Origin of the sequence: Sphaerotilus mobilis, assembly GCF_004216565.1 — a bacterium.
GTDB classification, from domain to species: domain Bacteria; phylum Pseudomonadota; class Gammaproteobacteria; order Burkholderiales; family Burkholderiaceae_C; genus Sphaerotilus; species Sphaerotilus mobilis.
Genome location: NZ_SGWV01000007.1, coordinates 450,455 through 469,848 on the forward strand (window position 1 = coordinate 450,455; position 19,394 = coordinate 469,848).

At 58.2% G+C, this 19,394-nt stretch carries 14 protein-coding genes, 2 pseudogenes and 1 other annotated feature; of the genes and pseudogenes, 9 read left to right on the forward strand and 7 right to left on the reverse strand.

Features of this window, described 5'->3' with window-relative positions:
• Positions 1-338: 338 nt before the first annotated feature.
• From EV685_RS21295 to EV685_RS02340, 9 genes and pseudogenes are all read left to right on the forward strand, one after another.
• A pseudogene (locus EV685_RS21295) lies at positions 339-437 on the forward strand (FxDxF family PEP-CTERM protein); the annotation flags it as partial.
• Between the two features lie 221 nt (positions 438-658).
• Positions 659-1,390: a PEP-CTERM sorting domain-containing protein gene (locus EV685_RS02305; protein WP_130480354.1), complete on the forward strand. Its 732-nt coding sequence runs from the start codon at positions 659-661 to the stop codon at positions 1,388-1,390.
• A 186-nt stretch (positions 1,391-1,576) separates the two neighbouring features.
• Positions 1,577-2,281 (forward strand): PEPxxWA-CTERM sorting domain-containing protein, encoded by a 705-nt coding sequence (locus EV685_RS02310; protein WP_242615380.1) that lies wholly within the window; start codon positions 1,577-1,579, stop codon positions 2,279-2,281.
• A 282-nt stretch (positions 2,282-2,563) separates the two neighbouring features.
• Positions 2,564-3,136 (forward strand): PEP-CTERM sorting domain-containing protein, encoded by a 573-nt coding sequence (locus EV685_RS20875; protein ID WP_130480355.1) that lies wholly within the window; start codon positions 2,564-2,566, stop codon positions 3,134-3,136.
• A gap of 158 nt (positions 3,137-3,294) precedes the next feature.
• Positions 3,295-6,105 carry a patatin-like phospholipase family protein gene (locus EV685_RS20745; protein ID WP_207224747.1) on the forward strand — a complete coding sequence of 937 codons (2,811 nt, stop codon included), beginning with the start codon at positions 3,295-3,297 and terminating at the stop codon, positions 6,103-6,105.
• Between the two features lie 390 nt (positions 6,106-6,495).
• The gene (locus EV685_RS02325) at positions 6,496-7,224 is read left to right on the forward strand and encodes a WecB/TagA/CpsF family glycosyltransferase (protein WP_242615381.1); all 729 of its coding nucleotides are present in this window, start codon (positions 6,496-6,498) and stop codon (positions 7,222-7,224) included.
• Positions 7,225-7,290: 66 nt separating this feature from the next.
• Positions 7,291-7,893 (forward strand): acyltransferase, encoded by a 603-nt coding sequence (locus EV685_RS02330; RefSeq protein ID WP_130480357.1) that lies wholly within the window; start codon positions 7,291-7,293, stop codon positions 7,891-7,893.
• 5 nt (positions 7,894-7,898) lie between these two features.
• Complete coding sequence (locus EV685_RS02335) at positions 7,899-9,032, forward strand: glycosyltransferase family 4 protein (protein ID WP_130480358.1); 1,134 nt, start codon at positions 7,899-7,901, stop codon at positions 9,030-9,032.
• Between the two features lie 104 nt (positions 9,033-9,136).
• Positions 9,137-10,332: pseudogene (locus EV685_RS02340) on the forward strand (IS3 family transposase).
• Positions 9,385-9,501, forward strand: a sequence feature (AL1L pseudoknot). (Overlaps the previous pseudogene by 117 nt.)
• Positions 10,333-10,481: 149 nt before the next feature.
• Here the strand turns inward: EV685_RS02340 and EV685_RS02345 are convergent.
• The 7 genes from EV685_RS02345 to gmd form a co-directional block, all read right to left on the reverse strand.
• Complete coding sequence (locus EV685_RS02345) at positions 10,482-12,035, reverse strand: hypothetical protein (protein WP_130480359.1); 1,554 nt, start codon at positions 12,033-12,035, stop codon at positions 10,482-10,484.
• Between the two features lie 47 nt (positions 12,036-12,082).
• On the reverse strand, positions 12,083-12,985 hold the full coding sequence (locus tag EV685_RS02350) for a glycosyltransferase family 2 protein (protein WP_130480360.1): 903 nt from the start codon (positions 12,983-12,985) through the stop codon (positions 12,083-12,085).
• Positions 12,982-14,358 (reverse strand): O-antigen ligase family protein, encoded by a 1,377-nt coding sequence (locus tag EV685_RS02355; protein ID WP_130480361.1) that lies wholly within the window; start codon positions 14,356-14,358, stop codon positions 12,982-12,984. The genes EV685_RS02350 and EV685_RS02355 overlap by 4 nt, the downstream gene beginning before the upstream one ends.
• Positions 14,359-14,768: 410 nt before the next feature.
• Complete coding sequence (locus EV685_RS21300; protein WP_420820798.1) at positions 14,769-15,395, reverse strand: acyltransferase; 627 nt, start codon at positions 15,393-15,395, stop codon at positions 14,769-14,771.
• On the reverse strand, positions 15,392-16,648 hold the full coding sequence (locus EV685_RS02365; RefSeq protein WP_130480362.1) for a glycosyltransferase family 4 protein: 1,257 nt from the start codon (positions 16,646-16,648) through the stop codon (positions 15,392-15,394). Before EV685_RS02365 ends, EV685_RS21300 begins: the two co-directional genes overlap by 4 nt.
• Before the next feature lie 43 nt (positions 16,649-16,691).
• Positions 16,692-18,227: an oligosaccharide flippase family protein gene (locus EV685_RS02370; protein ID WP_165396691.1), complete on the reverse strand. Its 1,536-nt coding sequence runs from the start codon at positions 18,225-18,227 to the stop codon at positions 16,692-16,694.
• Between the two features lie 16 nt (positions 18,228-18,243).
• Complete coding sequence (gene gmd / locus EV685_RS02375; RefSeq protein WP_242615382.1) at positions 18,244-19,374, reverse strand: GDP-mannose 4,6-dehydratase; 1,131 nt, start codon at positions 19,372-19,374, stop codon at positions 18,244-18,246.
• Between the last annotated feature and the right edge of the window lie 20 nt (positions 19,375-19,394).

Consider the following 19,394-nt stretch of genomic DNA (forward strand, 5'->3'; position numbering starts at 1 on the left):
GCAACTCCACGGTGAACCTGCCCATCGGCAGCTTCATCGCAGCGGCGGCTCTCAGCGATGCGCTGGTCAGCTTCTCGCTGTTCACGGTCCCTGGGCTGTCGAGCGTCAGCCCCACGCTGTCGATCTCCTTGACCCCGAGCGGCCCGGGCCAGCTGCTGGGCATGGGCTCGTCTGGCGTCCCCGCCACGTTGACGTTCTTCGGCTTCCCGGTCCTGGGCAACTTGACGAACTTCAGCGCCTCGTTCACCGGCCTGACCGCTGGCACCTACAGCGTGCGCCTGCTCGACAGCAACAACCTGACGAACAACCCGGTCGCATCGACGAACTTCTCGGCCACCGTCACCGCCGTGCCGGAACCCGAGACCTACGCCATGCTGCTCGCCGGCCTGGGCGTCGTTGGCGCCCTGTCGCGTCGCCGCAAGGCCCTGCAGGCCTGATTCGACCGGCGCCAGCGCGCGCCGGACCGAGCTTCTCGACCACGAGACAAGTGAAGGCGTCCTTCGGGACGCCTTCAGCTTTTTGTGCTGAAGATGCCACCGTCATGCCGACCCGACCACCTTGTTCGGGGATGTTCAGCAACGGTTCACGCGCTCATGATGGTTTTGTTCGGATCGGCCTTGCGGCCCCTCCGCCCTCTGCCTAAACGAGGAGACCGACGATGACGCATTGCCCCTTGCGCACGCGAGCCCGCGCTGCAGCGACTGGCCTGGCCCTGCTGGCGATGTTGGCGCTGGCCGGACCGGCACAGGCCCAGTCCGAGACGGTCCTGACGACCTTCGAGCCGGGCCAGCTATGGCTGCCGGTGGACACCGACACGGTCACCACGCTCGGCGCCTTTTCTTCGGGCAATGGCTGGAGCAGCCCGCAGGTGAGCGAAGCCGGTTCGACGCTCATGCTGGCCGATGTCGACGGCAACCAGTTCCTCTGGCTCGATGGTGGCGAGCGGGTGCGCTACACCTATGCGCACCTGGTCGCCGGCACGGTCTACGACCTCGGCCTGTCCTTCCTCTATGCCGCGCACCGCGCCAACGACGGTGGCGACGGCATGGCCTTGCGCATCACCAGCAACGTGCTGGCCACGCAGGATCTCGCTGGCACGCTGGCCAGCAACTGCGAGGAACTCGCCCTGGGTTGCGCGGACTCCTTCCATGCCGCACTGATCAGCAACCCCGTGACCATCGGCACGACCCGCTTCACCGCCACCGGCAGCGAGGCCACCATCGAGTTCATCGCACAGGGCGATGACCGCTCGCGTGTCGCGCTGGACGATGTGCGTGTCGAGATCAACGCCGTCAGCGCCGTGCCCGAGCCCGAGACCTGGGCGCTGATGCTCACGGGCCTCGCAGCCATCGGACTTCGCGCGCGTCGACGTCGCCCGGCCGGGGCCTGAATCCCGCGCCGTGCACTCGCTCACGGACCGATCTCACGGCCCGCGCATCGCGATTGAATAGCGCCGGACTTGCCGGCCAGTCGCGCCTTTTCACATTCGGGCGCCTTCCTAGACTGACTTCCATGCCGCGACCCACACCGGTCGCGTCGCACGGAAGACCCCCAGTCCCCGCCAAGGAAGGCCAGCATGACCCCAGCTTGCAAGTTCCCGTTCCTGGTCAGCCCGATGACCGCGATGCGCGTGTTGATCGGCCTTCTGACGATGCTGGCCCTGCCCATGTTCGACCTCGCCAGCGCCCGCGCCCAAGGCATGGCCGACACCCAGAGCTACAGCGAGACCTTCGACAGCCTGCGCAACGGTGACTACGGCGATCGCCAGAGCCGGACGCTGGCAGACCTCAGCGGTGCCTTGTTCAACGGTGGCTGGGTCGTGAGCGCCGGCAAGCCCGAAATCGCCGGCAGCAACGTCAATCGCCGCATCGAGCTGGAGGACGGCGACACCTTCTCCTTCGTCATGGCCTTGCTGCAACCGGCGGACGTCAGCTTCTCGTTCGATGTGCGCTCCGAGGAGCAGAACAAGGACAGCCTCTACATCCTGCGCGCCGCCGGTCTGAGCAGCGGCGAGGTCGATGTGCCCGGCCTGCGCAGCAACCGGCCCTCGCGCCGCGACAGCTACCAGTTCGACGACCTGCAGGCCGGCACCTACACCTTCAGCATCGAGGTGCTGGACGACCAGCTGCGGCTCGACAACGCCCGCTTCGACGTCACCGCCTTGAGCACCATCTCCGCCGTGCCCGAGCCCCAGAGCTGGGCCATGTTGTTCGCCGGACTCGGTGCCATCGGCTTTCTCTCGCGCCGTCGCGGCTCCACCTCGCCGCGCGACCTCGCGTGATCGCGTGATCGCGTGATCGCGTGATCGTGTGATCGTGTGATCGCGTGATCGCTCTTGCCCCATCCGGGTCCACGTCATCCGGCACCGCTTGTCCAACCCCTTGTCCATGGGGTTTGTCGGCCGCGATGCCACGAAACCCCCGTGTTCATGGGGGTTCCCGGTGCCCTTCAGCCATCGTCAAGCTCGAAACACCTCCTTACGATCAAGCCAGAGCCGCAACCAACGGCCAACCACGCTCTTGACGCTCTTGCCTCATCAGCCCAACCAACTCAGGAAGTGACCATGAACACCTTCACGCACACCCTCAGCGCCCTGGCGCTGGCTGCCCTGGCACTGACCGGCACGGCGGCACAGGCCCAGTCGGCCACCAACGGCGACTTCGACACCAACCTGTCGGGCTGGACCAATGGCGCAACCCCCGCCAACGCCACCTTCACGACGGTGGACTGGCTCGCTGGCACGGCGTTCTTCAACGCCGGCACCGACCGCCTGGCGCAGGTCATCAGCGGCCTGATGGCTAGCACCGAATATGTGTACTCGTTCACCTACGCGTCTACCGCCAATGCACCGGCCGGTGGCCTGCGCTTGAACTTCGGCGGTCCCGCCTACAACCCGGGGATCGTCACGTTTGACGGCACTTCGGGCGTTGCCACGACCTTCTCCGGCTCGTTCACGACCGGTGTCGGCGGCAACCTGATCGTGGCCTTCCGCGGCGTCGACGGCAGCAACACGCAGCTCGACAACTTCACCATCGCGGCCGCGCCGGTGCCGGAACCCGAGACCTACGCCATGCTGCTGGCCGGCCTGGGTGCCGTCGGCTTCATGTCGCGTCGGCGCAAGAACCTGCAGGCCTGAGGCCTGCGCAGCGTGAAGCCCTCACGCTGCAGCCTTCGCACTTCAAACCCGCTTCGGCGGGTTTGCCGCTTCTGAGCGCTGCCGGCACATGATCCCGACCTGACGTTTTTTCGTGTTCGTGCAGTTCCTGCGCGACGCGGGACAGCCGGGGCGGGACCATGACCAGCGACAGCCAGCACAGCCACAGCCACAGCGCCAGCAACGGCACCAGCCAAGGCACCAGCCACGGCACCACACCGCCGCAAGCCTGCGACATCGACACGGTGCTCGCCAGCGAGCGCCTCTGGCTGGGCCTCGGCCACGACGCCGATGGCAAGCCCGAGCCGCTGTCGGCGCTCTGCCTCTCGGGCGGCGGCATCCGCAGCGCCACCTTCAGCCTCGGCGTGCTGCAAGGCCTCGCGCGGCGCGGCGAACTTGGCCGCTTCCACTACCTCTCCACGGTCTCCGGCGGCGGCTACATCGGCAGCTGGCTGAGCAGTTGGGTCCGTCACCGCTCACTGGCCGACGTGACCGGCGCACTGGCCGGCGGCGAGCCCGGCAGCCGGGCCGAGCCCGAGCCCCTACACCGCCTGCGCGCCTGCGCCAACTACCTCAGTCCCGTGCGCGGCCTGTCGACCGACAGCCTGTCGCTGGCCGCCATCTTCCTGCGCAACCTCACGCTGCACTGGCTGGTCCTGCTGCCGCTGCTGGCCGCTGCGCTGCTGCTGCCGCGCCTGATGATGGCCATGGTCAACGGCTATGCCGTGCCGGCCTGGTTGCAGAGTGGCGCCCTGTGGGCCGGCACCGGCCTGCTCATCATGGCCATCGCCTACATGGTCGCTGACCTGCCCGGCGAGATGCCGCCCAAGGACCCGCCCAACCGCGCCAGACGCTACTGCCTGGGTGCCCTGCTGGGCGCGGCGGTGCTGCTGAGCTGGTCGGCCCGCTGGCAGGTCGTCTCGCCCGAGGACGGCATGGCCCGACTGATGCTCTACAGCGTGATCGCCCACGCGCTGGCCGTCGTCATCGGCCTGGTCTGGCGACGCCAGCGTGGGCAAGGCATGCGCCGCCACGGTCGCCTGATCCTGCTGCTGGACCTCGGCTTCATGGTCGCCAGCGGCGTGGCCGGCGGCGTGGTGCTCTACGGCGTCGTCATCCAGGGCGCCAAGCTTTCCGCCGCCTGGTACGCCACGCTGTCGGTGCCGGCCTTGCTAGTGGTGTTCTGGATCGGCATGACCTGCCACGTCGGCCTGTCCGCCCGCTGCACCAGCGAGGACGACCGCGAGTGGTGGGCCCGCGCGGCGGCCTGGTGGCTGGGCGCCGGCCTCGCCTGGCTGCTGGCCGCCATCGTCGTGCTGCACCTGCCGATGTGGCTGCTGGAGACCGAGCCGATGCGCCTGGGCCTGGGTCCGCAGACGGCGGGCGTCGGCGCCGCGCTGATCGGCCTGGTCACCACCCTGGCCGGCTACTGGAGCCAGCACGGCGCGGCGGTGCGCAACCGCGCCCAGACCCTGATGGAGGCCACCGGCACCCGCCTGCTCGACCTGGGCGCGCTGATCAGCACGCTGGCCCTGGTGCTGGCCATGAGCTATGCCCTGTCCTGCAGCCTGCGCCTGGCCGATGCGGTGGTCCGCACCGGCCAGCTCGACGCCTCCGTGGCCGGCGCGCTGGCCTGGCTGGACGAGGCCACCCAGGAGGCTGCCGAACAAGCCACCAAAGTCGACACCAAGGAGGACACCAAGGTGGACACCAAGGAGGCAACCACGGCGGCCACCAAGGACGCCACCCCGCTGTCGCTGCGGGCGGCCACGACCTACCAGACCGTGCTGGAGGAGAGCGACATCAACCTGCTGCTGCCCGCCATCGTCTTGCTGGCCCTGGCCGGCCTGGCGATGTCGGCGGTGGTTGGCGTCAACACCTTCTCGCTGCACAACATGTACGGCAACCGGCTGCAGCGCGCCTTCCTGGGCGCGACACGGGCGCAGCGCCGGCCGCACTGGTTCACCGGCTTCGACCCCAAGGACAACATCCTGCTGGCCGACCTGGCCCACCCCTCCGAGGGCCCGCGCGCGCCAGACGAACGCCGGCTGCTGCCGGTCATCAACGTCGCGCTCAACCTGGTCAAGCCCTCGGGTGGCCGGCTCGAATGGCAGCAGCGCAAGGCCGCGTCCTTCACGATGACGCCGCTGCACTGCGGCAACGACCGGCTGGGCTATGCGCCGACCTGGCAATACGGCGGCCGCACCGGCCTGACGCTGGGCCGCGCGATGACCATCTCCGGCGCGGCGGCCTCGCCCAACATGGGCTATCACACGTCCACGCTGGTCGCCTTCCTGATGACCTTCTTCAACGCCCGGCTCGGCTGGTGGCTGCCCAACCCGCGCAGCGCCAAGCACCGCCTGTGGCGCCAGCAGGAACCGCTGTTCGGCCTGCCCAACCTGCTGCGCGAGGCCAGCGGCGCGACCAGCGAGGACCGCGACTTCGTCTACCTCTCCGACGGCGGCCACTTCGAGAACCTCGGCCTCTACGAGATGGTCCGGCGCCACTGCGCCCACATCGTCGTCGTCGACGCCGGCTGCGACCCGCACTACCGCTACGACGACCTGCACGAGGCCATCCGCAAGGTCCGCGTCGACTTCGGCGTCGAGATCGTCTTCGACCCCGAACACCCCCTGCCCCGGCCCGAGGCCGGCAAGACCTTAGACCCAGCCGCCCACGCCATCGCCCAGGCCACCATCGACTACAGCCGCGTGCCCTGCCCGCCCGGCCAGACCCCGCCGCCCAACGGCACGCTGGTCTACATCAAGCCCGTGCTGACCGGCCGCGAACCGCTCGACGTGCTGCACTACGCCCAGACCCACGCCAAGCCCGGCAAAGCCTTCCCGCACCAGTCCACCGCCGACCAGTTCTTCGACGAGGGCCAGTTCGAGAGCTATCGGCGGCTGGGGGAGTGGGTGGTGATGGACGAGGCCAGACCGGCAGGCCAGTGATCGCCGCCCCGGTAGGTCGGACACCCCGTGTCCGACGGGCTGGCGCCGATGGGCCTCCGGACCGAAACCTGGCCGAACGCGCCCAACACGCCGCGCCCAGCCGCCCGAAGCCCGCCGCACCCATTCCACCGGCCAACGCCCCATCCCCGTCCAGCATCCCCCGGTAGGTCGGACACCCCGTGTCCGACGGGCTCGCGCCGATGGGCCGCCGAACCGAAACCTGGCCGAACGCGTCCGCACCGGTAATTTGGCGCTCAACCGAAGGGGCACAAACCCGCATCTGCCATGGGCCGACACAGACAATCCAAGCGTCCAACTTGCTTGTCGCCAATGCCCTCGCCTGCCCACGATCCAGCCGCCCCCCGCACCCTGCCGGTCCTCGGCATTCCGATGCATGTCATCCGCCCCGACGAGGCCGTGCAACTGATCTCGACCTGGGCACGTCAGCGCCAGAGCAAGGCGGTGGGCATCTGCAATGCCCATTCATTGGTGACGGCCCGGCAAGACAGCCGGCACGAAGCATCCCTGCTGGCTGCCGACCTCCGCACGCCCGACGGCGCGCCGGTCGCCTGGATGATGCGCAAGCTCGGCGCACCCACCCAAGGCCGCGTCAGCGGACCGGACCTGATGCTCGACTACTGCGCCCACGCCGCCGCCACCGGCGAAAGCATCTTTTTGCTGGGCAGCACACCGGACACGCTGGACAAACTTCAAACCCGCCTGCGCACGATCTGGCCAACCCTGCGCATCGCCGGCGCCATCTCACCGCCATTCCGCGCCCTGTCGGACGAAGAGGACCAAGCCCTCACCCAAGCCATCAACGACAGCGGCGCCGGCACCGTCTGGGTCAGCCTGGGCTGTCCGAAACAGGAACGCTGGATGACCGAACACCAAGGCAAGGTCCAAGCCGTCATGGTCGGCGTCGGCGCAGCGTTCGACTTCCACGCCGGAACGATCCAACGCGCACCGGCATGGATGCGCAACAACGGCCTGGAGTGGCTGCACCGGTTGGGGAGTGAGCCGGGGAGGTTGTGGAAGAGGTATTTGGTGACGAATAGCTTGTTTGTCTACCTGGCACTTTTGGATTTACGAAGATCTTTGACGCATCGAAATGTCTAGCAAAGATCACTCATGCGACGTAACCCACACACGTGACTTCCGCAAAATAACCAGGGCCACACCAAGATGCTGCTCGCCTTTCTCCGACGATTGCAGACCATTCTTTTAACGACAGGAAAGTCACGATACCTAAAAACAGGCACCGGCCTGCACGTTGGTAAGGGAACGCGACTCTGGGCACCGAATTCCTTGACCATCGGAAATGGCGTCTATCTAGGCAAACAAGTACACATTGAAGCTGATGCCTCGATTGGCGACTACTGCTTGATCGCCAATCGCGTGGCGATCGTCGGCAGGAATGATCATGACTTCCGCCGAATCGGCCATCCAGTTCGATTCTCTCCCTGGATCGGCAACCCTGACCACCCTGCGCACGGACAAGTAAGACCAGCCGTCATCGAATCAGATGTTTGGATAGGCTACGGCGCGATCATCATGTCAGGAGTCACCATCGGGAAGGGGTCAATCATTGCAGCAGGAAGCATCGTGACAAAGAACATCCCCGAGTACTGCATTGCAGCCGGAAACCCTGCCAAACCCATCGGCGAGCGATTCAACAATCAAGATGAACGCCTGAAGCACGAACGAATGATCCGAACCGGCAGATTTGAGTTCTCAGAAAGAGGATTGAATCACTCGGTAATTGCTCCCGGCTCGGATGAGACCTGAATCCCATGAAAAAAGTCGTCATACTTCAACACCGCCTTCTCCACTACCGCACTGGAATGTTTGACCAGCTGCGTTCAGCTTGCGCCGAACACAACATTGATCTGATGCTGGTTCACGGCCAGGCAACACGCCGCGAAATGATCAAACGTGACGAAGGAAATCTCCCCTGGGCAATCAAGGTACAAAACAAAGTATGGGAAGTTGGAGCAAGAGACGTTATCTGGCAACCCTTCCCCGAGCAAGCCAAGGGCGCTGATCTTGTCATTTTGATGCAGGAGAGCCGAATACTTTCCAACTACCCTTTGCTGCTGAGCAGACTATGGGGTGTGCGCAAGGTGGCGTACTGGGGGCATGGCAAGAACTTCCAAAGCCAGCACCCATCCGGACTAAGAGAAACTTGGAAAAACCTGCTACTGAAGCAAGTCGACTGGTGGTTTTCGTACACTTGCGCCACCACAAATATTATTGAATCCGCCGGCTACCGTAGAGAAAATATCACCCAACTCGACAACGCCATCGATTCAGAAGGATTCAAGAAAGATCTTGCATCTTGGTCAGACGATGAAGTGATTGAAGGACGCAAACAACTCGGAATAGAACAAAACGCTCCGGTTGGCATATTTTGCGGATCACTATACCCGGACAAACGTCTGGATTTATTAATCTCCGCATCGGATCTAATTCGGCAGGAAATTCCGAACTTCAACCTTCTTGTTATCGGCGACGGCCCATCGATGCCAGAACTGATAGAGGCCAAAGTAACTCGACCATGGATCCACCTGCTAGGAGTGCAAAAAGGACGAGAAAAGGCTCGATATTTTCGAATGAGCGACGTAATGCTCAACCCCGGACTAGTCGGACTACACATTGTTGACGCGTTTTGCGCAGGACTGGTCATGATAACCACAGATAATGCAAAACACTCACCTGAAGTTGCCTACCTCACAAACAAGATAAATGGCCTAATGGTGAGCGACAATCCAGCGGAATATGCAGCCTCCGTTGCAAGTCTCCTAAAAAATCAGCTAGCGCTTGCACAAATGAAAAGCCACGCACTCGCCGACAGCAAGCGCTACACGCAAGAAAACATGATCAAACGATTTACTGAAGGCATCGTAAAGGCAACTTCCAACAAGTAGCCCAACAATAAGGCGCTTTATAAGGTGAACCGCCCCGCCTTCTACGGACGCCCCATGATCTGAAAACATGCAGCCATCATGAGGAAGTCGAAGTTCTCCCTGCGATGCGTGAGCGCCACGTGCGGATGTCGCTTGAGCACCGAGGCGAGCACGCGTCGCAGTGGGCGTGCATCAAGTCGATAGACGGCACGATCGGCTGCACGGCGCAGACGCTGGACAACCGGGTCAAGCAGCATGAGCGCGATAGCGGCGTGAGTGATGGGATTGCCACGGCCAAGGCGCAGCGCGTCCGCGAACTCGAGCGCGAGAACCGCGAGCTGCGCAAGACCAAAGAGATCCTGAAGCTGGCCAGCGCGTTTTTCGCCCGGGCGGAGCCCCACCGCCGGTGGAACTGATCTACGCGCTGGTGGACCAGCGACGCGCTGCCCACGGGGTCGAACCGATCTGCCCGGTGCCTCAGATCGCTCCGTCGGCGTATAGGCGGCATGCGGCGCGGCATAGGACGCCTGCGCTGTGCAGTGCTCGGGCGCAGCGCGACAGGGGGCTGGTGCCCAAGATCGAAGCGGTCTGGAACGCCATCCTGCAGGTCTACCGCGTCGACAAGGTCTGGCGCCAACTCCGATGCGAGAGCACGGCCGTGGCGCGCTGTAAGGTCGAACGGTTGATGCGTCGGCACAGGTTGCGTGGCGTGGGCCGGGGCATGGCGATGCGCACCACGGTGCCCGATCCAAATGCAGCATGTCCGCTGGACCGGGTCAATCGCCAGCTCCGGTCCGAGCAGTCCAACCAACTCTGGGTCTCGGACTTCACCTATGGCTCGACCTAGCAGGGCTGGGTCTACGTGGCCTTCGTCGTGGACGTCTTCAGCCGACGCATAGTCGGTTGTCGCCAGCGCTGTTCGTGCATACCTAGCGCGTGCTCGAAGCGTTAGAGCAGGCTCTGTGCGCGCGTCGACCGACCGAGCAGGACAGCCTCATTTCCCTCTCCAACAGGTGGTCGCAATACCTGTCGAATCGCTACACCGAGCGCCTGGCCGAGGCAAGCATCGAGCCTTCGGTCTGCTCCACGGGTGACAGTTACGACAATGCCCTGGCCTAGACCATCTACGGCTTTTTGAAAGGCCAAAGTGTTCCACCGACGCGGCCCCTGGAAGACCAAGGAGGCCGTCGAGATGGCTACGCTGGCATGGGTGTCCTGGTTCATTCACCAACGGCTGATGGCGCCCCTGGGATACCTGCCGCGAGCAGAGTTGAAGGACCTCAACCACCCGCAATGCGCTGATCAGGCCGGGACCGTCTGACTTAAACGAAGGGGCCTCCGCGAGAACCGGGGCGGCTCACCGTCCGATCAAGTATCTCGAAACTTAAATACGTGATGCGAGCTCATGGCGATGACGTTGGCTGAAACGGCGGAATTCAAAGATCGATTGAAAAGCTCCAATTGCGACCGTTAAGGCCGAGTAAGAAATATCGAAGGGTAAGCGTTAAACGAGTCAGTCAAGTCACCCAACCCCGAACTCGCCAACGCCTCCTTATTACGCCCTGCCATTCGCTCGGTGAGATGCGCAACCAAGCTTGGCACATTGATATAACGCGCAGCCGGCCAAAAACCAACTTCATGCAAACTCTCAATGGGACGACCACTACCCATATATTTTGACTGAGCCGGCTTCAGAGATGTCGTTTCGCGACCACTTTGACTCACCCGCCAAGTCTCATACATAAACCTCTTGACGATACCCCGCCGAACGTCAACGTATTTCCCAACTGCGAGCGCAAGTGACTTACTCGGCTGATCGCCTGAAGACTCCGAGCCCCATAGCCCACTCCTAGTCGAGAGAGAGAACAATGATTGATCACCTGCGCGAGCAAGTGCTGAAGCAACAATAATTTGCGCTTGCATATTTCCCGCAGAATAAATCAATCCTTGCGCAGGAATACAATAGTCGCCATTCCTAGCGTACTCACCTTCACTGCCATCAGGCCAAACAGCGTAAGCGAGCCACTCACCAAAGTACCTCTTTGCTCGATCAATCAAGCCTGAATCAGAAATAACAACCCCAACCAGCCCAAACGCAGCAACCTGAACTGCGCGGCGATTATTGTAATACTGCGACAGAACACTAAGTCGCGGGCCAAGTTGCTGGTTTTCGCCGACATAAGCATAAACAGTTGCGCTCTCTGGCTCATCCAGTGAGTCAACTCGGCAGTCACCATTGCTATCCATCTGCCGTGAAAGCGGCTGATACGGTGCGGCGGCAGGCCCGCTTCTCAATGTGTAGTTCGACGACAAGCGTCCAGGGAAAATACGCGAAAGACCCCAATCTACTTGAGCAGAAAGAACAAGAGCCTGGCGCCGCATCCAGTTCTCGATCTTCAATCTATCGGACGCAGCAAGACCAGACCGAACATAGTCATACGTAACCGCATATCTGAGCAGCCACGAGGATTCGAAGAATTTCGCATCGAGAACCGGCCCAACATGAGACTTGATGCAAAATGCCGAAAACTCATTATTGGGGTTTTCAATTTGCTGAAGCAAATATCTTCTGACGGCAGCAAGTATCTGAGAATCACGCTCCAATAACCAAAGCAATGAAGCGTCGCGAGCTCTAGAACCATGCTTTGCTCGATTCACCCCAACATCGAGTGCGTCAATAAATTCCTCGTCTGTGGTCAGCAAAGATCTTGCGGACTCCTGCAACCGCCGATATTCAGCGATTTCCAACGGTGCTAACACCAAGCCGGAAGCTCTCGGATCGTCAACTCGATCACGCCAAACTGCGAGTTCCGAAGAACTCCATACAACACCACCGCCCTTGGGCAGCGCCGCTGCGCGGCTGAGCGTCGCGGACTTATCAGGAACATACTCAATCGCACAGCGTGAAGTGCCCCGCAAAGCGCCGGCATACGTTGCTTCTTGAGCAAGCGCACCAGAAGCGCCAGAAAAGATAGCTAAGGCACCAACAAGCAACCGAAATAGCACAACACGAGAACCGGACATGGCAGTGATTATGTTTGGAAGCAAATGTAGGTAGCCCGATCAAATCATTAACGACTCGATCGAATAAGAGAAGCGTCACAGATCAAACGAAGATAGGGCCAAGCAAAATAAGCCCACCAAAACAGCCCTGCGTGTCTACGGGTGAAAATCATCCATGAGCGCCATGGGAGCCCCTTCCTTCCAAGCAACAACTTCCATCTGATAGCGAACGGAAGGGATGAATCCAAAAATGTCCCAGAAACTGGATTATTGGAACATTCACCATGGAACCCAGGAGCAAGCAATACAGAAAAACCGAGCGCCCGCGCGCGCAACCCATAATCCAAATCACCCAACGCATGCTCGAATCGATGATCCAGAGTGCCGACTGAAGAAACGACTGCAGCAGGAAGAAGAACGATATTCCCGTTAAATGTATCAACTTCCTGCACATGATCGGCAGGATGAATCTTCTCAAATCGAGTACGACTTGCGCCTGATTTTCTGATCTGCCCGCCGTACGTCAACACCTTAGTTAGGGGGTCTCTGGTGCTACCGACAATGATAGGAGGTCTTGATTCATCTAAAGAAGAGCTCTTGTATACGTCCAGCAGTGAACTCACACTCGCTGGATAGAGAACAGTGTCATCATTAATCAGAACATAATAATCATGCGAATCTTTGATTGCCTCTGACATGGCCATCGCCATACCGCGACACCAGAAAAGAGGTGCGCCAACATGGCTGATGACGGTCACCCATGGAAACTCTGCAGCGACGGCTTCAGCAGTTCCATCTGTGCTCCCGTCATCGACCAATACGGAACATATCAAAAAGTCATCCAGATCAACACATTTAACAAGCGATCGCAAACAGGATATCGTCTTGCTTCGTCGATTAAAACACGTCAGTAAAAAGCAGATCGATTTTCTACGATCATCCTGATATGAGCCGACCGTCGCACGAATCACGACGCTCTCCCCAAGACGTCAACCACAGGGCGACGCACCGAACTCATGGGAGCTTCTTTCTTGCCAATCTCAAACCGAGCTCTAACCCAAACATATATCCAACCGAGCAACATATACTGCAATACATCACCACCATATGCAATATAGTAAACCAACTGACTGACCAACAACACCATCATGAGTGCCGCCAGATCCGCATTCTCAGACTTTCGTCTTATTAACGCAAATAATCCAAGTGCCGCTCTTATTACAACAATCGCAAAGAGCGAAAAGCCGGCCAAGCCAAAATTTGTAAGCTGATTGACGTAATGATTATGTGAGTTGTATTCAATTTCCCTTCGATTACCTTTGCTATCAAAGACAATGCGCCGCATGTCAGATCCTCTGGCTCTTCCGATGACAAGAGCAGCCGGCCCCGAAGACTTCCACAAATCGATCGTTACACGCCAATTATTGAATCTTTCGGTAACCGTCCCCTGACCGGATATTGCTTTCTGAGCGGAACTGGAAAGTTGGCTAGAAATTCCACTGTTCATCATCATCGGCGCCAGCGTTGCGCAAACAGCCAGTGTTGCCAACATCAACTGTTGCCAGAACGGAGATTTCTGCGTGCGAGCCAACATCAGAGCCACAGCGAAAGCAACGATCGTCGCAAGCCAAACAGATCGATGTTGCAGAAGCAACGTACAAAGCAAAGAAAACGGAACTAGATAGATTACACCAGGAACACTTTTCTTGTATCGAGCCACAAAAATACCCAACACAGACAACTGACCAAGAACTAGCGCACTATAAGAAGGAATAACGCGAATCTCGCCATCTACGTTATATACGCCTTCCGGAGGAAGCAAAGAAGGAATCGGCACATAGAAGACCACCCATCTATACAGACACAATGCAACCACCGCAACACCAAACCATGCAAGTGATCGCAAGATAGTTCGGTTCAAACTGTCGGAACTGGCATAGGACATTACGTAGCCAGCAGCAACGAGAGCATAGAAGTCAGGGCGGGCCTGCACGCCGGCGGCACTTCCATTTGCAATCAATCCCCAGGAGAGATTTACGGAGAACACTAAAAACAGCATCACCCAAACAAAAGTAGGCCGAACTGATGTAGAAACGAAACACCACCGAGTTCCAGTGGCCAACGCAAGCACAATCATTGGAATATCAGCCGGGAATACATTGAATCCTATTGATATAAGCGGCTGCTGCATCCCAATCATCTCCCCCATCCAAGCAACTCCGACAACAAATAGGCCGACAGTCAATGAGGTGGAGACGTAAAAGAACACAACCGGCAAAGCCAAACCCAACAGGATAGCAAGTCCGAACGGAAGTGAGAGAAGGAAAATACCCATTAATTCCATTTTCAACACCTTCGCTTGCCGGAGAATTGAAGCATCACGCCAGGAGCAACACGTTTATATATCACAAAAGATAATAGCGATGACAAGCAGAATAAATAGAAGAAACCACCTGCCGCAACCGTCAGATAGCGCTCAATCAATCAAAATGCACTACACTGGATTACGCGCCTCATCAGATACAACATTGTATGTTGGCATTATTATTTTCAACCCCAATAACAGCTACCGCAGCTTGCAAACGAGATCCACAACTACTTAACGATGTATTCTCATGAATATACTCCAAGCAGGAACCAAGAAGAGGACGTATCGGAGAGCCATTTATGCGCGCCTTACCGCAAACAGATCCGGTCCACTGCTCTCAAGACTTGGAAGCACCATAAATCGGCTGCAGTCAGTATTTTCAAGGGCTATGATTTTAAATCAGGAAGGTTTGTGATTACTCGAGCAGGCACCCCAGCGGCCACAACATCACTAGGCAAGTCTCGGGTAACCACGGAACCTGCTCCAACAACAGTGTTTCTCCCAATTCGAACCCCCTTCAATACCCTGACGCCAGCCCCGAGAAATACATTCTCCTCAATAACAACTGCTTCGCTTGTGATAAATTCTTGGCGCTTTTCGAATCGACGTCCCTCAGCTGCTAGCGGATGAAAGTCTGTGTCTGTGATCTGAACATCTGCACCCAGAAGACATCGATCCCCGATATCGACCGAGATAGCAGCGCAGATCACCCCGCCACTGATGCCAACGTCGGCGCCAACTCGAATCGATGCATTCGGTGCTAGTGTGCGCAGGACTACTGGACGAGCCACTCCCAGAGCGGTGTAGCGAGGGTGAGAGCAAAGAACCACCCTCGGACCAAGCTCAATGAATGAGCCAGGAACCAAACTTATGACAGGCATTCCGTAAAAGCGTACTCCGGCAACACCGCGCACACCCAAGGCCCCAAACACAAGACGGCCGCGTAAACCCCACCACCGCCTTAAAATCGTGTCGCGCAGACGGGCACTCCATCTCCACAGTCTGGATGTCATAGCGATAGTTCCTGGGGCGTAGCTGGCTGAGATGGGCTGCCATCATCAGAAATCTTTAGAATATTTCGATAGCGAGATATGTATGCTTGGGCGACCGCGTGCGGTGCAAAAGTATTCCTTGCGCGTGATACTGCAGAAGCAGAGCGCATTGAATAGCGCTCATCAAATGCCTTCTTGAGCCCACCACTAACGGCATCAATTGATAGCACATTCACCAGCACGCCAGTTGATATACAGCCGGCTGCATCGGCACCCATAACCCAAGGAACGGCACCGCTTTTGTCGCCCGCCACTACTGGAAGTCCTAGAGCCATAGCCTCAGCAATAACCACCCCAAAGGACTCTTCTAGAGATGTATGCAACAGCACATCCATACCAGAAAGAACGTTAATCAGTTCTCGATGCGGCAATCTGCCGAGAAAGTGTACATTGTCTGCCAATCCATTCTTTTTGGCCCATTTTTCAGCATATTCACCAACACCAAAACTAGCTCCGAACATATGCAGTTGCGCAAGAGGTTCAGTACTACGATATTTTGCGAACGCGCGAAGCGCAATTTCAGGATTCTTCCTTCGATCCCAGCCATTGCATACCACCGCTACTCGGCGAGTTTCAGGGTGAGCTCGCACTCCCCCTCGCATCATGACATATGGCGCTATCGGATTCGGAATTACACAAGGGTAGTAACCCAGTGCTGGAGCCAGTTCACGCGCCATGTAGTCAGATACCGTGGAAAATTCACGACCGTGACGAAACACTCGCCTAGCCATAAGGTATCTCAGCGCTCGGTAAGGGCTACGCGTAAAGCGTAGCACTACGCCAGGTGCGTCGTGGCAAGTAATCAAGTGTGGAGTTGTACTTGCGAGAGCTGCGAGCGCAAATTCGTACGTCCAATGAGCATGAACGATATCCGGCGCTGCTACTTTTAGTTGGTTAGCGACTTGTCTTCGTTCAAAACTGAAGAGGTCAAGCGCCCGTCCAGGGTATTTTCCATTGTTACGCCACGCACGTGGACGCGCTGGACAGACAATTAGCTTGAATCGCTCACCCAACAACTGAACAGGACTATCAGAAAGCGACAGGGCGGAATCAGTTGTTATTGCCGTTACGGAGTTTCCGAGGCGCAACAACTCTCCAATCATTATTCCAGTAAGCGGCGCGCCAAGATAACCAATCGGCAGCCTTTCAACTCCTCCTCCAAGGTACTCACGCACGTCTTCACCTGCAATCGGTCCAACAATCGCGATATGCACGACACTACCTCATTTTCTTTTATATACCTAGTCAACCGTTGAGTCACAGCCACGCGCGAGAAGAGATCCTATTCAACACTCTAGATTTATGGCTTCCGAAAATCCTCTTTAACAACCACGCAATCTCCTGCGTAACAAAAACTCTAGGGACTAGAGTCAATGCAACGAGGCACGCGACCATTGAGAACAAAAATGAAAGCAAAAGGATGGAAACCTCTGCCATACCAGCCTCACCCATGAACCCCAGCGAGATAATACTAGCAACAAAAAAAACAAATCCAATCATTAACGGAGGGAAGAACACTCCGCATACAGAACGAAACGTCAATCCAAGATTTCTTGTTACCACATAAGTCATTAGCAATGACCGAATCAAGAACCCAACGAACACTCCCCAAGCCAACACATCGACAGGATATCCTACGCACGCCGAGAATAAAAATAAAATTACTAAAAGAGATACACTCTGCGCAATCAACTCCCTTTCAGGATTACCCTTTCCATTGAGTACAGGCCCAGCAATAGCCATAAGTGCATGGGGTATCATTGCCAACGAAAGTGGCTGAAGCAATAGCGCAGCACCTTCCCACTTCGAACCGAGTAAAAACGAAACAATAAGGTTTGATGCCAGAGCAATATATAGGAACAGCGGCAACGCGACACTTAAAACTACGGAGACTGCGATTTTGTATGCAAGGACAGAGACACGATCGTCACGCTGAAGACGGGAAACAGTAGCAAAAAGAATTTGCTGTAACGCAGTTACAAGGTGATTTGCCGGGGCTCGGACGAGATTGCTGCTGGTATTATAAAGCCCCAACGAAGTAGTTCCCCAGAACCTTCCAACCAGGAACGATGGGAGACTATCAATAAGCCAATTAATTATATTGGTTGACACAATAAAGATGCCATAGACTTCTACGCCAATCCTCTGAAATGGCATAGCAAACGAGATCGATTGAGGCAAAGCCCTCACTAGCAGAATAAGCTGCAGCACTAAATTTGAATACCAAGCAATTACTAACGACCACACTCCAGCCCCCAGTGCAGCAGCAGCAACACCAATCAACAAGTAAGATACGAGGTAAGAATATGTCTGCGACCTCTGTATTTCTCGGAACGCCATTTCCCGCCGCAGTTGAGCAATAAGCGGAACGGACAATGCGCTGACGATGTATGAGCCCGACATTGCTTGGATCACGTCTATCGCAGACGGCTGGTTAAATACTTTCACCGCAATTAATTCGGCGAAGTACCATTGCACTAGGGCACCTACAGTTCCTACGATCGTTAGTCGACTAGTGACGATGCCGATAGTACGACGATCAAGAACTGGGCGCTGAACCAAGGCAGAGCCTAAACCCATCTCAAGTATTAGCGTCACTAGGCTAACAACCAAGAATGCATAGGCAAATTGCCCCACCGAGGTTGGACCCAGAATTCTTGAGAGGAGGATTTGACCCAAAAATTGAGCCACAACTTTTACAGCCGTACCAATGTAGGTCCACTTGGCTCCACTTATGGCTTTTTCAGCGAGGCCTTTGCGTCCTTGCGAGTGAGATTCCGGGTTTTGATTCAATGGGATCTCTACTGTTTCACTCGTGGTGATCAAACGCCTGGAACCCCGCCATCTTGACCAGGCTGTCCTTGCGAGCGGCCGTGTAGTCGCTCTCGATCATTTCCTTGACCAGCTGCTCGAACGTCGTCTGCGGCGTCCAGCCCAGCTTGGTGCGGGCCTTGGTCGGGTCGCCCAGCAGCGTCTCGACCTCGGTCGGGCGGTAGTAGCGCGGGTCGACCTTGACGATCACGTCGCCGACCTTGACCTTGGCCTTGTTGCCCGTCACGGCCTTGACGTAGCCGAACTCGTTCTCGCCCTCGCCTTCGAACGCCACCTCGATGCCCAGCTCGGCCGCCGCGCGGCTGACGAACTGGCGCACGCTGAACTGCACGCCGGTGGCGATGACGAAGTCCTCAGCCTGCTGCTGCTGCAGCATCAGCCACTGCATCTCGACGTAGTCGCGTGCATGGCCCCAGTCGCGCAGCGCGCTCATGTTGCCCAGGTAGAGGCAGTCCTGCAGACCCAGCGCGATGCGCGCCACGGCCCGCGTGATCTTGCGCGTCACGAAGGTCTCACCGCGGATGGGGCTCTCGTGGTTGAACAAGATGCCGTTGCAGGCGTAGATGCCGTAGGCCTCGCGGTAGTTGACCGTGATCCAGTAGGCATACATCTTGGCCACGGCATACGGGCTGCGCGGGTAGAAGGGCGTGGTCTCCTTCTGCGGGATCTCCTGCACCAGACCGTAGAGCTCGCTGGTGCTGGCCTGGTAGAAGCGGGTCTTCTTCTCGAGCCCGCAGATCCGGATGGCTTCAAGCAGCCGCAGCGCGCCGATGCCGTCGGCGTTGGCGGTGTATTCCGGCTCCTCGAACGAGACCGCCACATGCGACTGCGCCGCGAGGTTGTAGATCTCGTCGGGCTGCACCTGCTGGACGATGCGCACCAGACTGGTCGAGTCGGTCAGGTCACCGTAGTGCAGCACGAAGTTGCGCTGCTCGACATGCGGGTCCTGGTAGAGATGGTCGATGCGGTCGGTGTTGAACAGGCTGGAGCGGCGCTTGATGCCGTGCACCACGTAGCCCTTCTTGAGCAGGAACTCGGCGAGGTAGGCACCGTCCTGGCCGGTGACGCCGGTGATGAGGGCAACTTTCGGAGAAGCAGGCGCGTTCAAGGTGAGGCCTTTCGAATCAT

Coding starts and splice junctions, on each gene's coding strand:
- EV685_RS02305 (WP_130480354.1), top strand. CDS start 659: ATGACGCATTGCCCCTTGCGCACGCGAGCCCGCGCTGCAGCGACTGGC.
- EV685_RS02310 (WP_242615380.1), top strand. CDS start 1,577: ATGACCCCAGCTTGCAAGTTCCCGTTCCTGGTCAGCCCGATGACCGCG.
- EV685_RS20875 (WP_130480355.1), top strand. CDS start 2,564: ATGAACACCTTCACGCACACCCTCAGCGCCCTGGCGCTGGCTGCCCTG.
- EV685_RS20745 (WP_207224747.1), top strand. CDS start 3,295: ATGACCAGCGACAGCCAGCACAGCCACAGCCACAGCGCCAGCAACGGC.
- EV685_RS02325 (WP_242615381.1), top strand. CDS start 6,496: ATGCATGTCATCCGCCCCGACGAGGCCGTGCAACTGATCTCGACCTGG.
- EV685_RS02330 (WP_130480357.1), top strand. CDS start 7,291: ATGCTGCTCGCCTTTCTCCGACGATTGCAGACCATTCTTTTAACGACA.
- EV685_RS02335 (WP_130480358.1), top strand. CDS start 7,899: ATGAAAAAAGTCGTCATACTTCAACACCGCCTTCTCCACTACCGCACT.
- EV685_RS02345 (WP_130480359.1), bottom strand. CDS start 12,035: ATGTCCGGTTCTCGTGTTGTGCTATTTCGGTTGCTTGTTGGTGCCTTA.
- EV685_RS02355 (WP_130480361.1), bottom strand. CDS start 14,358: ATGGAATTAATGGGTATTTTCCTTCTCTCACTTCCGTTCGGACTTGCT.
- EV685_RS21300 (WP_420820798.1), bottom strand. CDS start 15,395: ATGACATCCAGACTGTGGAGATGGAGTGCCCGTCTGCGCGACACGATT.